At 61.2% G+C, this 12201-nt stretch carries 12 protein-coding genes, 1 pseudogene and 1 riboswitch; of the genes and pseudogenes, 7 read left to right on the forward strand and 6 right to left on the reverse strand.

Annotation, left to right across the window (positions count from 1 at the left end):
* Positions 1–76: 76 nt before the first annotated feature.
* Positions 77–448, reverse strand: a complete 372-nt coding sequence (locus tag ACR0LZ_RS02545) for an OB-fold nucleic acid binding domain-containing protein (protein WP_480748204.1) — start codon at positions 446–448, stop codon at positions 77–79.
* Between the two features lie 127 nt (positions 449–575).
* Between ACR0LZ_RS02545 and ACR0LZ_RS02550 the strand changes: the two genes are divergently transcribed.
* The 3 genes from ACR0LZ_RS02550 (at position 576) to ACR0LZ_RS02560 (ending at position 2479) form a co-directional block, all read left to right on the forward strand.
* Positions 576–899 (forward strand): 2Fe-2S iron-sulfur cluster-binding protein, encoded by a 324-nt coding sequence (locus tag ACR0LZ_RS02550; RefSeq protein ID WP_480748205.1) that lies wholly within the window; start codon positions 576–578, stop codon positions 897–899.
* The gene (locus tag ACR0LZ_RS02555) at positions 899–1645 is read left to right on the forward strand and encodes an FG-GAP repeat domain-containing protein (protein ID WP_480748206.1); all 747 of its coding nucleotides are present in this window, start codon (positions 899–901) and stop codon (positions 1643–1645) included. Before ACR0LZ_RS02550 ends, ACR0LZ_RS02555 begins: the two co-directional genes overlap by 1 nt.
* 201 nt (positions 1646–1846) lie before the next feature.
* Positions 1847–2479, forward strand: coding sequence for a cytochrome P460 family protein (locus ACR0LZ_RS02560; RefSeq protein WP_480748207.1), 633 nt, complete (start codon positions 1847–1849; stop codon positions 2477–2479).
* 69 nt (positions 2480–2548) lie between these two features.
* On the opposite strand, the gene purD is transcribed toward ACR0LZ_RS02560, so the two are convergent.
* Complete coding sequence (gene purD, locus ACR0LZ_RS02565; RefSeq protein WP_480748208.1) at positions 2549–3811, reverse strand: phosphoribosylamine--glycine ligase; 1263 nt, start codon at positions 3809–3811, stop codon at positions 2549–2551.
* A gap of 277 nt (positions 3812–4088) precedes the next feature.
* On the opposite strand from purD, the gene ACR0LZ_RS02570 reads away from it, so the two are divergent.
* The 3 genes from ACR0LZ_RS02570 to ACR0LZ_RS02580 all read left to right on the forward strand — a co-directional run bounded on the left by ACR0LZ_RS02570 (position 4089) and on the right by ACR0LZ_RS02580 (position 6817).
* Positions 4089–4475, forward strand: coding sequence for a lysozyme inhibitor LprI family protein (locus ACR0LZ_RS02570; protein ID WP_480748209.1), 387 nt, complete (start codon positions 4089–4091; stop codon positions 4473–4475).
* A 211-nt stretch (positions 4476–4686) separates the two neighbouring features.
* Complete coding sequence (gene xseA, locus ACR0LZ_RS02575) at positions 4687–6171, forward strand: exodeoxyribonuclease VII large subunit (protein ID WP_480748210.1); 1485 nt, start codon at positions 4687–4689, stop codon at positions 6169–6171.
* 4 nt (positions 6172–6175) lie between these two features.
* A complete protein-coding gene (locus ACR0LZ_RS02580) occupies positions 6176–6817 on the forward strand; it encodes a glutathione S-transferase family protein (protein ID WP_480748211.1) in 642 nt (213 codons plus the stop codon).
* Positions 6818–6826: 9 nt separating this feature from the next.
* Here ACR0LZ_RS02580 and ACR0LZ_RS02585 read toward each other — a convergent pair whose 3' ends face one another.
* Both ACR0LZ_RS02585 and ACR0LZ_RS02590 read right to left on the reverse strand, forming a co-directional pair.
* On the reverse strand, positions 6827–7222 hold the full coding sequence (locus tag ACR0LZ_RS02585) for a hypothetical protein (protein ID WP_480748212.1): 396 nt from the start codon (positions 7220–7222) through the stop codon (positions 6827–6829).
* A 60-nt stretch (positions 7223–7282) separates the two neighbouring features.
* A pseudogene (locus tag ACR0LZ_RS02590) lies at positions 7283–7981 on the reverse strand (glutathione S-transferase N-terminal domain-containing protein).
* 136 nt (positions 7982–8117) lie between these two features.
* A riboswitch (SAM riboswitch) is annotated at positions 8118–8195 on the forward strand.
* Positions 8196–8256: 61 nt separating this feature from the next.
* On the opposite strand from ACR0LZ_RS02590, the gene metZ reads away from it, so the two are divergent.
* Positions 8257–9444, forward strand: a complete 1188-nt coding sequence (gene metZ, locus ACR0LZ_RS02595) for an O-succinylhomoserine sulfhydrylase (protein ID WP_480748213.1) — start codon at positions 8257–8259, stop codon at positions 9442–9444.
* 60 nt (positions 9445–9504) lie between these two features.
* Here the strand turns inward: metZ and ACR0LZ_RS02600 are convergent, their stop codons facing one another.
* The gene (locus tag ACR0LZ_RS02600) at positions 9505–11271 is read right to left on the reverse strand and encodes an adenylate/guanylate cyclase domain-containing protein (RefSeq protein WP_480748214.1); all 1767 of its coding nucleotides are present in this window, start codon (positions 11269–11271) and stop codon (positions 9505–9507) included.
* Positions 11272–11355: 84 nt separating this feature from the next.
* Positions 11356–12141 carry a HalD/BesD family halogenase gene (locus tag ACR0LZ_RS02605; protein WP_480748215.1) on the reverse strand — a complete coding sequence of 262 codons (786 nt, stop codon included), beginning with the start codon at positions 12139–12141 and terminating at the stop codon, positions 11356–11358.
* Between the last annotated feature and the right edge of the window lie 60 nt (positions 12142–12201).

The following is a 12201-nucleotide window of genomic DNA, read 5'->3' on the forward strand; positions in this document are numbered from 1 at the left end:
CACGGGTCTGTCGTGGGTCAGGAAGCCGACACTCGTACTGCCGCAGCGAAAGTTCACTTCGTCCGGCAAAACGAACCTACCCATCCCCTCGCACCAATAGATCCAGCATGCCCGAGATATCCTCGACCTCCTCGGCGATCACGTGGGTTACCGAATGCGCCCGTTGCATCCGGCCCGTCACCCGCAGCAGCCGCCCCGAGATGACCGCGCGGCGGAACTGTTCATAGATCTTGCGCCAGACCACTATATTCACCACGCCGGTCTCGTCCTCGAGCGTAACAAAGATGACGCCCTTGGCCGTGCCCGGTCGCTGCCGCAGGATCACCAGCCCCGCCACCGTCACCCGCGCGCCTTCGGGCGGGTCGTCCAGCCGGGCAGCGGGCAGACAGGCAGGCGGGCGTGGCCAGTCATGGGCAGGGGACGCCTTGGAAGCGGATGAAACGACCATGAGAACAAAAATAGAACATGCGCAAGGAAAGTCCAGACGCGCCGCGAGGGGTCGCAAATGAGGGTGGAAACGTCTAAAGGGCTTGACTAAGGAAGGTTCGGAACATCGCAGAAGGAAGACGCGAGCAATGGCAAAGATCACCTATATCGAGCATGGCGGCACCGAGCACACCGTCGAGGTCGCCAACGGGCTGACCGTGATGGAAGGCGCCCGCGACAACAATATCCCGGGCATCGAAGCCGATTGCGGCGGCGCCTGCGCCTGTTCGACCTGTCACGTCTATGTTCATCCCGACTGGATCGAGAAGATTCCGGCCAAGGACGACATGGAAGAGGACATGCTGGATTTTGCCTATGAACCCGATCCGGCCCGTTCGCGCCTGACCTGCCAGATCAAGGTCACCGACGCGCTGGACGGTCTGGTCGTGCAGATGCCGGAAAAGCAGATCTGATGCGCATTTCGGCCGCAGCAGCGATTCTGGCGCTGTGGCCGTTTTTGCCTGCACAGGCGCAGGTCATCTCGGACGCCACGTATACCCTGCCTACCACGGCCTATCCGCACGGTGTTCTGGGCGACAACCAGGAATGGGGCGCCATTCAAGTCACGGTCAAGCGACAGCGAGGATCCGAAGGATCGCTCCTGACCGGCCATCTGAGCGTGACATACGAAATCGATGCTCAGCCGGAAACGGTTTTCGAAGATATCGAACCGCGCCTTTGGGACGTGACCGGCGATGGTGAACCCGAAGTGGTCGTCGTCGAAAGCCATCAGAACTACGGCGCGCGCCTGCTGATCATAGGGCTGAGCAACGGAAAACCCGACTATCTGGCGGCAACGCCAAATATCGGTACCCGCTTTCGCTGGCTCGCCCCAATCGGCGCCGCCGACCTGGACGGCGACGGCCATGTCGAGATCGCCTATATCGACCGTCCTCACCTGGCCAAAACCCTGCGCATCTGGCGTTATCGCGACGGTATGCTGGAAGAGGTCGCCAGCCTGCCAGGCCTCACCAATCACCGCATCGGCGAGGATTTCATTTCAGGCGGGTTGCGCGATTGCGGGTCTGGCCCAGAGATGATCCTGGCCGATGCAGGCTGGCAGCGAATTATCTCGGTCCGCCACGATGGTGATTGGGTGCGCGATGATCTTGCTCCCTTCAGCAAGGCCAATATCGACCGCGCAATAAGCTGCAAGTAACCCAATTCACAGTCTCCGACCTTGTGTTGCACTATCGTTTCGGCAACCGTGGGGCAGGTCAGATGCCAATTGCTCCCGGCAAATGGGTCACGTGCGCATTTCTGTCGACAGGAAGGAAAACCCGATGCCGGCGAAACTCTCACGATAGTGAAGACACGTTACAGTGGCTTATGTTACCTTTTGCTTGGTTGGATCGTCAGAATGAAAAAAAGCGCCAGACATCCATATGTAAGTTTCAGTTCGATCTGCCTGATTTCCGGGTTGGCGATTTCTACTGCCATTGCGCAGTCTGAAAGTCAGGATGCCCATCTCGCAATCGAAAACCCGGCAGAGCTGTCCAAGGACGAGGCGGAACAGGTTTATCTGGGCCTCATGAAGCGCATGGAAATGGGATACGGCGCTTCGCGACTCGACATTATCGAGAACTATCAGAGGTGGCCCAAATACAATGACGCACCCTTCATGTCCGCGACACATGGACAACGGTTTGTAAACAGCTACGCCAACGAGATCGCGGGCGACTACGGGACGCTGAAAAGCGGTGAGGCGCTGCCTGCCGGGTCGGTTCTGGCTAAAGACAGCATGACCGTCACCACCGAAGACCGCATTTTCCCCGGTGCGCTGTTCGTCATGGAAAAACTGCCCAAAGGCGAAAGCCCTGCGACAGGGGACTGGAGATATGTCATGGTGATGCCGGATGGATCGCTGTTTGGCGACACCACGGGTGACCGCAGTGCCGCTGTGGCTTACTGCCACGATTGCCACATATCGGTGGCGGATCGCGATTTCACCTTCTTTGTTCCAGAAGAATACCGGGTTGGAAATCAACCCTGACCGCTAGGCCCAAGGCCTATGGCGCATCTTTGATACGACGTCAGGGCGCGCGAGCCTGCCGCTGGCGGCTCAGAGCGCCCGCCAGCCGATATCGCGTCGATAAAACCCTTCGGGCCAGTCAATCGCCCCTGCCATGGCATAAGCACGGTCTCGGGCTTCCTGCAGCGACGACCCGCGCGCGGTCACGTTCAACACACGACCCCCGGTTGCCGTAACGGCGCCATCCTTTTCGGTCGTTCCGGCGTGAAAAACCATGTTCATGCTGTCTTCGGGCAGATCCTCCAACCCTCGGATCACCGTGCCTTTCTCGTAAGAACCCGGATAGCCTTCGGCCGCCAACACTATGGTGAGCGCGTGATCGTCTCCCCAGTTCACCCGAGCCTGGGCCAATCGTCCCTCGGCGGCCGCGTGCATCAGGTCCATCGCCTGCGCCCCCAGCCGCATCATCAGCACCTGGCATTCCGGGTCGCCAAAGCGGACGTTGTATTCCACCAGTTTCGGCTGGCCGTCCTTGATCATCAAACCGGCATAGAGAATACCCTGAAACGGCATGCCCCGGCGGGCCATTTCGGCCATGGTCGGGCGCACGATCTCTTCCATCGCACGGGCCTCGACCTCGGCACTCAGGACCGGAGCAGGGGAATATGCACCCATGCCGCCGGTGTTCGGGCCGGTATCACCGTCGCCGACGCGCTTGTGATCCTGCGCGGTGCCGATGGACAGGATGTCGGCGCCGTCGCACAGCACAAAGAGCGAGGCTTCCTCGCCCTCCATGAACTCTTCGATCACCACTTCGGCGCCGGCGCCGCCAAAGGCGCCGCCCAGCATGTCCTCGACCGCCGCGACAGCCGTATCCTCATCCATCGCCACGATCACGCCCTTGCCGGCGGCCAGCCCGTCGGCCTTGACCACGATCGGCGCGCCCTGCTGGTGGATATAGGCAACGGCAGGTTCAACCTGCGTGAACCGGGCATAGCCTGCGGTGGGCGCGCCCGCCGCGTCGCAGATCTCCTTGGTAAAGCTTTTCGACGCCTCCAGTCGCGCCGCCGCCTCGGAAGGGCCAAAGACCAGAATGCCCGCCTCGCGCAGCCGGTCGGCAACACCCACGGCCAGCGGTGCCTCGGGACCCACTATGACGAAATCGATGGCGTTCTCCTCGGCAAAGCTCACCACCGCACCGCCATCCAAGATGTCCAGCGTGGCACAATCGGCGATCTTCGCGATCCCCGCATTGCCGGGCGCCACGATCAGCTTGTCGCATTTGGGGTTTTGCATCACCGCCCAGGCCAGCGCATGTTCGCGCCCGCCGCTGCCAAGAATGAGGATGTTCATAAGACGCGCTCCGCTCTGCCTGACCCTGTCCCGCGCCTTCTAGGGCGAACCTTCGTGCGAAACAACCCGGACCGAAGCGCACACCCGCTCGCTCGGGACGCGCCAGCGCCAAAGACGGCGGCAACGTCACACGATCCCGGAGATGAGCACCCGCAGGGTGGGCAGTCTGCCCACCGCACCTCTCCTGTTTCCCCGGTGTCCATCGTCGCCCCATGACCCCAAGACAGCAGGCCCTTAACCCGCTAACTTGGACCCAGGCACACATAGAGGACCCACCATGCAGAAACTCGCCGCACCGATCGTTCTGGTATATTTTCTTTCATCTTTCGCCTCTGCCGATCCCGCCACTGAATGCGGCGGCGGCAGCCAGGTCGAGACCGGCGCCTGCGTGGCGGACACGCTGGACCGGGTCGATGCGAGTGTCGAGCTCTATCTCGGCTTCGCCATGGCCGCCGCGCAAGAGCTGGACGATGTGACCGGCCGCAAGGTCGCCACCCCGGCACTGACCGCCTCGCAAGACGCCTGGGCGAGCTATCGCGATGCCCATTGCGCATATGTCGGCGCAACCTTCGGCGGTGGCTCGGGGACCGGCATCGGGATCAACTCCTGCCGGATCGAACTTGGCCGCGACCGTGCCAGCGACCTGATGCGCTACACCCAATAACCCCAGAGGACAGGCCCCGTAGGGTGGGCAGTCTGCCCACCTCCGATCCTTCCGATATCGCCACCATCGCCGCCAGCAACTGACGTACAAAACGGTCAATCCCCCTCCGCACCCCAGTACAAAACGGTCAAAGCGCCTCTGTCTCGGGATCCGCTTGGCCTTCTCCGCCGACCCGTCTAATCTGACCTGACAGGCAAATCAGGACACTGACATGGACCTTCTCGACGACCCCCAACCGGGCCAGAACATGCCCGAATTCACCGTCTCCGAGATCTCGGGCGAGGTGAAGCGCGCGCTGGAAAGCAGCTTTGGCCGCATCCGGGTACGGGGCGAGGTCGGGCGCGTATTTCAGGCCCGCTCGGGGCATCTTTATTACGACATCAAGGACGACCGCAACGTACTGGCCTGCACCACATGGAAAGGGCAGGTTGCCAGCCTTTCGGTGGTCCCCGAAGAGGGTCTCGAGGTTGTCGTGACCGGCCGCCTGACCGCCTTTGGCGCCCAGTCGAAATACAACCTCAACGTCGACGAGGTCGCCGTCGCGGGCCAGGGCGCGCTGATGGCACTTTTGGAAAAGCGCAAGAAAACCCTTGAATCCGAAGGGCTGTTCGCACCCGAGCGCAAGAAGCCGCTGCCCTATCTGCCGAACATCATCGGGGTGATCACTTCGCCGCAGGGGGCGGTGATCCGCGACATTCTGCACCGGCTGCGGGATCGGTTTCCGCGCAAGGTGCTGATTTGGCCGGTCGCCGTACAAGGGGCCAACTGCGCCCCCGAGGTTGCCCGCGCCATCAAGGGGTTCAACCAACTGGCGCCCGGCGGCGCGTTGCCTCGGCCCGATCTTATCATTGTGGCTCGTGGTGGTGGATCGATCGAAGACCTTTGGGGCTTCAACGAGGAGATCGTCGCCCGCGCCGCCGCTGCGTCGGACATCCCGCTGATCTCGGCGGTTGGGCATGAAACCGACACCACCCTGATCGACTATGTTTCGGATCGCCGCGCGCCGACCCCGACCGCAGCCGCCGAATTGGCGGTTCCCGTGCGGATGGAGCTTTTGGCCTGGACTGGCGAGCAGGGCGCCCGCCTGTCGCGGGCGACAACGGACGGGGTACAGCGCCGCGCTCAAAGGCTGCGGGACCTGTCGCGCGCACTACCGCGTGCGGATACGTTGCTGGACACCCCCCGCCAACGGCTGGATCAGGTATCGGAACGCCTGCCCAATGCCCTGATCCGGGGGGTTCAGAACCGGCGCGTCAAGCTGCTGGACATGTCGGCGCACCTGCGGCCATCCACGCTGCGCAATTTCGTCTCGTCACGCCGTGACCGGTGGCACAACCTTGCATCGCGCCTGTCGCTGCGCCCCATCGAACGCGAACTCAAAAGCCGCCGCGATGACCTGACTCGCTTGTCCGACCGCCTGAACACGGCGCAGAAAACCCGCATCGATCGGTTGCGCCAAACGCTCGACGCCACTGACCGGCTACGCGAAACACTCAGCTACAAGGCCACGCTCGGGCGCGGATATGCGGTCGTACGCGCCGATGGGGACGTGGTCACAACCCAGGCCGAGGCCGCAAGGCACAGCGTTCTGGAAATCGAATTTGCGGATGGCCGCATGACAACCGGAGCGTCGCCTGTCAAACCGTCGGCGCGAAAACCCAAGCCGGACGCGCCCGATCAGGGCAGCTTGTTCTAGTCTGATGTTGACGATCTGGGGCCGCAGGACTTCTTCGAACGTGCAGGCCCTGATGTGGTGTGTGGGCGAACTTGGCCTTACTTTTGAACGTCATGATCTCGGGCACCGGTTCGGCGGCCTCGACGCCGACAGTTTCACTGCACTGAATCCAAACCGCACCATCCCGGTACTGAAGGATGGCGAAGGTATGCCGATCTGGGAAACCGGAGCGATCCTCCGTTATCTTGCCGCCAAATACGGGAACGAGACCTTCTGGCCCAGTGACCCGTTGCGCAGAGCGACCATCGACCAATGGGCCGAATGGGCCAAAATCAACGTCGCGATGGCGTTTACCGTTCCTGTTTTCTGGCGCGTCGTACGCACGAACAGGAACGACCGAGACCCGGACGCCATTCAGACCGCTGTCCGAACCGTCGAAAAGAAACTGGTCATCGCCGAACATCAGTTGGCCAGCAACGCGTTTCTCGGCGGCGAATCCCTGACACTGGCGGATATCCAGTTCGGCCATGTCCTTTACCGCTACTACGATATTGAAATTGACCGCGCTGATTTACCAAATCTAAAGCGCTACTATCGCGATCTGACGTTGCGGCCTGCCTATCGCGAGCATGTAATGATCAGCTACGACGACTTGCGCGCAACTTGACAAGGCGCGTCAAACCCCGACATCCGGCCCGTAACAGATCATTTCCTCGCCGATATCCTCGGCTTCATACAGTTCGGTCGCCTCGGGATCGCCTTCGAACCGGGCGATCAGGCCGCCGGAGGATTGAGAGAATTCCCAACATTGCGGGTCCAGGCGGTCTTCGTAAACGAAACAGATCTGGCGGCCCTGTTCGTACCAGATGCCTTCCTTGCAATTGCCATCAAGAAACGACCAGATGACGCGGCGATTGGGCAAATACTCCTCGACCCCGTAAGCCACGCCGTCAAAGCCATAAAACAGCGTCTTGCCGCGGGTATAGGCGTCGAATTCCTCGGCGGACATCGGCTCCGCCGCCGGGGCTACTTGACCAAAGACCAGCAAGGGAATCACGAAACGCAACAGCATGACCGAATTGTGTCAGATCGCGTAGGTGATCGCTACTTGCAAAGGCGTGGGGTGGGCGGGCTATCGCCTGAACAGAACACTTTGCGCCTGCTTGTCGCGATGATCGGTGCGCAATTCGATATGCAAGTCCCGGCCCGCCTGCACAGCGGGCCGCGCGCCCACGGTTTCCAGCCAACGGGCGAAATGGGGCTTGTCTTCCAACGTCTGCTGCTGACCTTCCCACAGGCTCGCCCAGCCCCAGATGGACATGTCGGCGATGGAATAGAAATCGCCCGCCACGAATTCATTCCTGGCCAGACGCCGGTCCAGCACGCCATAAAGCCGCGCGACCTCGGCTCGGTAGCGGTCCTTGGCATAGGGCAGGTCCTGCGGCGGATCGAGATAGGGGGCGTATTTCAGGAAGTGATGCGCCTGACCCGCCATCGGGCCAACGCCGCCCATCTGCCACATCAGCCACTCCTCGACCGTGATCCGGTCGCGCTGTATCCTTCCATAGAATCGCCCGGTCTTGCGCGCCAGGTACATCAGGATCGCACCGCTTTCGAAGATCGACACCGGTTCGCCATCCGGCCCATCCGGATCGGTGATCGCGGGCATCCGGTTGTTGGGCGCGATTTTTAGAAATTAAGGGTCGAACTGGCCGCCCGCGCGGATGTCGATCAAGTTGACATTGTATGGCAGCCCCATCTCTTCCAGCGCGATGGAGATTTTCCAGCCGTTGGGCGTGGGCCAATAGTATAGCTCGATCGGGTCCGCCATCCGTCTCCTCCGGGTTAACGGGAGGATGATGAGCTTTTGCCGAAGAACGGCAAGTGGCAAAAGAACAGGTGACAGGACCGTGAGCGCAGTCCGCATCGGACTTGACGCATGGGCAGATCAGGCGTTATGGCATCGCATCGAACAACGTGGCGATTTGTTACCGGATTGCGGGCCACGCTAAACAACACCGCTAAAAGGTCAGGATGAAAGACCCCTTTCGCTTGGCCGCGTCTGGGGTTTTTTGTTTGCCTCTGCCCGAGGCTGAAAGGAATGAGATGAGCGAGAGCTGGAACAAACGCACCCAAGCCGTGCATGGCGGTATTCGCCGCAGTCAGTACAACGAAGTGAGCGAGGCGATCTTCCTCACACAAGGCTTCGTTTATGAGAACGCCGAACAGGCCGAGGCCCGGTTCATCGAATGCGGACCTGACGAGTTCATCTATGCCCGCTACGGCAACCCTACAGTGTCGATGTTCGAACAGCGCATCGCGGCGCTGGAAGGGGCCGAGGATGCCTTTGCCACCGCCTCGGGCATGGCTGCGGTCAACGGTGCGCTGACCTCGATGCTGAAGGCCGGGGATCACATAGTTTCGGCCAAGGCGCTCTTTGGGTCGTGTCTCTATATCGTCGAGAATATTCTGACCCGCTTCGGTGTCGAGGTCAGCTTTGTAGACGGCACCGATCTGGAGCAGTGGAAAGCGGCGATCCGTCCTGACACCAAGGCGGTGTTCTTCGAATCCATGTCGAACCCGACGCTCGAGGTGATCGATATCGCCGGCGTGGCCAAACTGGCTCATGCGGCCGGTGCGGTCGTGATCGTCGACAACGTATTCTCGACCCCGGTTTATTCCCGCGCCATCGAGCAGGGCGCGGATGTCGTCATCTATTCCGCAACCAAGCACATCGACGGGCAGGGGCGGGCGCTGGGCGGTGTGATCATCGGCACCCGCGAGTTCATACGCGGCACGGTCGAACCTTATCTGAAACATACCGGTGGAGCGCTCAGCCCGTTCAATGCGTGGATCATGCTCAAGGGGCTGGAGACCATGGCGCTGCGGGTGAACGCACAGGCCGAGACTGCGCAGAAACTGGCCGAGGCGCTGGAAGGGCACCCGGCGCTGGAACGGACGCTTTATCCTGGCCTGAAAACCCACGCGCAAAACGCACTGGTCCAAAGCCAGTTGGGCGGCAAGGGCGGCACCGTCCTCTCGCTCGACATCAAGGGCGGCAAGGCTGCGGCGTTCCGGTTCCTCAACGCGTTGACCATCCCGGTGATCTCGAACAATCTGGGCGACGCCAAATCCATTGCCACCCACCCGGCGACAACGACGCACCAGAGGTTGAGCGACGCGCAGCGCGACGAGTTGGGCATCACCCCCGGCCTGATCCGTTTTTCGGTTGGGTTGGAGGACGCCGACGATTTGCTGGCGGATCTGCAACAGGCGCTCGACGCTGCGCAATAGCGGGCGGGTCACGGTGACAGAATTATCGCGGGTCGCGCACGGGACCTGTTTGGCCTTGGATCAGGTCTCGCCGGCCCCGGGTTCTTGATCGGGTGATTCCGGGATTCCGGCCTGGCGAAGATAGTCGGACATCAGCTCCAGCAAACCTGTGTTGAAGCTGGGCAGCATCGCTCGGAACTCGGTGATGGAATAGCTCGGCCGCACCCGGATCAATTCTTGCGCAGCGCGCGCCGCCTCGTCTGCCCGACCAGCGGCTGCGTACGCGACGGTCTGGGCGAAATGTGTCCAATGAACCTTGGCATTGGCTCGAACCGCCATTCTTGCGGCGACTATTGCGTCTTCGGGTCTTGCCATCTGGATAAGACAAACGGTTTTCAGCATCAGCGGCATCCAGACGAAAGGGTCCTGCGGGTTCAGGCGCAGTGCCGCCTCGACATACGGCAACGCCTCAGACGCCCGACCCATGGCATTCAACACCTGACCCAGGTTGTAATGGGCAAAGGCCAGGTTCGGGTTCAGTTCGATCGCCCGCTCCAGCGAGGCAATGGCCAGGTCGGGTTGCCCGGACATGCTGAGCAGACGACCGAGCGCCAGATGCGCCATTGCGTCCTGTTCGTCCAACGTGAGCGCGTCCCGGGCCAGTCGAATTCCACGTTCCAGGGTGGCTTCCGGTTCTTCGGAGAACCCCATGGCGATATCGGTGATGCAGACCAATGCCAGTCCCGCGCAGGCCAGCGCAAAATCCGGGTCGTCGTCCAGCGCCCGTTCCAGAAATTTGCGCGCTTCGATGTTGCCGGTACGGGTGGATTGATAGAACAGGTTCATACCACGCTGGTAATTGGTCCAACTGTCCAGGCTGGAGGGCGGTCTTCGCGCTGATCGCGACACTTCCGCCTGACGCACCTGAACATCGACGGTCGAAACGATCATGGCTGAAATCTCATCTTGCAGATCGAACAGGTCTTCCATCGTCCGTTCAAATCGGTCGGCCCAGACGTAAATGCCGGTTTCGGCTTCGATCAGCTGCGCCGTGATCCGCAGGCGATTGCCCGCACGCCGAACCGACCCTTCGACCACGTATCGCACATCCAGTTCCCGTGCGATTTTTCGCACATCCTTATGGGTGCCCTTGTAGGCGAAGGTCGAGTTGCGGGCGATGACGAAAAGCGAACGGAAGCGGCTGAGTTCGGTGATCACATCCTCGACGATACCGTCGGCCAGGAACTCCTGATCGGGATCCGTGGACATGTTGTCGAAGGGTAGGACAGCGATCGAAGGCCGTGTAGTGGCGGCCTTCGCGGCTGGTGCGCTCCCAGTGTTCTCTACCCGCCAGACTTCGACCGGTTCGGGAATGTTCTTGACGGTTTGCGGGCCAAGCGCCGTCAGTTCCGCTTCGATCTTGCCGCGCACTTGGTCATGAACGCTTCGGGAAATGCAAAGACCACCGGGCGGTGCAAGACTTTCCAGACGGGCGGCAATGTTGACGCCATCGCCTAGAATATCGTCCCCGTCGCTCACCACATCGCCCAGATTGATTCCGACCCGAAACCGCATGCGTTTCTCGTCGGGTTGGTCGGCCTCATGCGCGGCAAGCTGGCCCAGCATGTCCATCATGGTACGAACCGCAGACACAGGCGACGGAAATTCGGCCAAAAGACCGTCACCCATGGTCTTGATCAGTCGTCCGCCACCGGCTGACAGTCCAGGCAGGATGATCCTGTCGAACAGGTTGCGCAGCCGCGTCAGCGTGCCTTCTTCGTCCGCGGATATCAGCCGCGAATACCCCGCCAGATCGGCGGCGACGATGGTGGTCAGGCGACGTTGCACGGCTCCTCCGGTCAATCAGGGGCAGGAACCAAGTATGCCTACAACTCGCGTTTCGGCAAGAACACGCGTGATCACGCCGACGGTTCAGCCCACCCGCCCGTAAAAACCGGCGCGCTCGGTTTCGGTAAAAGTCACGCCTGGGCGTTCATAATACGAAAAGACCGCGATGATCCGTTCCCTGTCTCCGCGCACCGGCGTCACGCGATGGGCGGTGTTCTTGCCCTTGAATACGTTCAGTGTTCCGGGACTCAGAGAAATCTCCTTGCTGTCCGGGTCTTCCCCCCGCAACAGCCGCGCGACGCCATCATAGTTGGGGTCGCCCTCGCTGCGCAGGTCGGTGCGGTATTCAAACCCGCCACCCGCCCTTGGGGCCTGTAACAGCAAGGTGGTGGTGAACTCCGAGCGGTCGAAATGCCAGTTGAGCGCCTGACCCTCGCCATAGGACATCACGTTCACCCGCGCCAACGGATCGTCCATCACATGCAGCTCGGGCTTGTCCATCGTCGCGGCCAGGAACAGGGCGAATTCCGGCCATTCATAAAGGCGCAACAGGGGTGAGCCCCCGATCTGATCGGCGCAAAGCGTGCGGTTCGAAGTCTTGAATTGCCGCAACGCGGGATGACCCTCGGGCAGATCCTCGATTGGCTTGAAATAGATGTTGTGCATCCGCTCGTGCAGAAAGGCTTCGCTGGCAAAACGCGGGGTCATCGCATCGACTGCCTGCGCGGCAATCTCCGGTCGCATCAGGCCGTCAAGGTTGAACATACCGTTCGCGGCAAGATCCGCGCGGCAGCGGTCCACCAGCCGTTGCCAGGCCGGGCTATCGGGTTGATCGATGGGAAAGCGGTCCAGATCCAGGATGTCGCGCATGTTCGGTCTCCGGTGATTTCGTGCCAGATTGCCTTGGCCTTGCTTGCTTAGCCACTATAA

The organism is Ruegeria sp. CI1, assembly GCF_056536925.1.

Bases quoted from the DNA above. Each gene is read 5' to 3' on its own strand.
- ACR0LZ_RS02560 (WP_480748207.1), top strand. From the start codon at position 1,847: ATGAAAAAAAGCGCCAGACATCCATATGTAAGTTTCAGTTCGATCTGC.
- ACR0LZ_RS02550 (WP_480748205.1), top strand. From the start codon at position 576: ATGGCAAAGATCACCTATATCGAGCATGGCGGCACCGAGCACACCGTC.
- ACR0LZ_RS02585 (WP_480748212.1), bottom strand. From the start codon at position 7,222: ATGCTGTTGCGTTTCGTGATTCCCTTGCTGGTCTTTGGTCAAGTAGCC.
- xseA (WP_480748210.1), top strand. From the start codon at position 4,687: ATGGACCTTCTCGACGACCCCCAACCGGGCCAGAACATGCCCGAATTC.
- ACR0LZ_RS02545 (WP_480748204.1), bottom strand. From the start codon at position 448: ATGGTCGTTTCATCCGCTTCCAAGGCGTCCCCTGCCCATGACTGGCCA.
- ACR0LZ_RS02580 (WP_480748211.1), top strand. From the start codon at position 6,176: ATGTTGACGATCTGGGGCCGCAGGACTTCTTCGAACGTGCAGGCCCTG.
- purD (WP_480748208.1), bottom strand. From the start codon at position 3,811: ATGAACATCCTCATTCTTGGCAGCGGCGGGCGCGAACATGCGCTGGCC.
- metZ (WP_480748213.1), top strand. From the start codon at position 8,257: ATGAGCGAGAGCTGGAACAAACGCACCCAAGCCGTGCATGGCGGTATT.
- ACR0LZ_RS02570 (WP_480748209.1), top strand. From the start codon at position 4,089: ATGCAGAAACTCGCCGCACCGATCGTTCTGGTATATTTTCTTTCATCT.
- ACR0LZ_RS02605 (WP_480748215.1), bottom strand. From the start codon at position 12,141: ATGCGCGACATCCTGGATCTGGACCGCTTTCCCATCGATCAACCCGAT.
- ACR0LZ_RS02555 (WP_480748206.1), top strand. From the start codon at position 899: ATGCGCATTTCGGCCGCAGCAGCGATTCTGGCGCTGTGGCCGTTTTTG.